This is a genomic window from Paraburkholderia sp. SG-MS1 (genome assembly GCF_012275575.1).
Taxonomy (GTDB): Bacteria; Pseudomonadota; Gammaproteobacteria; order Burkholderiales; family Burkholderiaceae; genus Paraburkholderia.
Genome location: NZ_NPIH01000050.1, coordinates 1 through 306, shown reverse-complemented (window position 1 = coordinate 306; position 306 = coordinate 1). Strand labels below are relative to the sequence as shown.

1 protein-coding gene is annotated in these 306 nt (G+C 72.9%); it reads right to left on the bottom strand.

Annotated features, from left to right (window positions below; all coding sequences use genetic code 11):
• A partial coding sequence (locus tag CIC12_RS03900; RefSeq protein WP_168662352.1) for a hypothetical protein occupies positions 1–214 on the bottom strand: 214 nt, incomplete at its 3' end.
• Positions 215–306 lie beyond the last annotated feature (92 nt).

The window sequence follows — 306 nt, the reverse complement described above, 5'->3', positions numbered from 1 at the left end:
CTGCGGTCGCCTGCACCTTCGAAACGGCGAGGCGCGCGTTCACCACGATCACCGGCAGCGCCTTCGAAACGGCGGGGGGCGCGTTCACCACGGTCGCCAGCGCCTTCGAAACGGCGGGAGGCGCGTTCACTGCGGTCACCAGTACCTTCGAAACGGCGCGGCGCGCGTTCACCGCGATCGCCGGCACCTTCAAAGCGACGCGGTGCGCGTTCACCTCCCGCGCCTTCCCGGCGCGGCGGCCGATCCGATGTCGTCCGGCGCGGCGCGCCTTCGGCACCCGCGTCCCGCGGACGCGCAAACGACCCC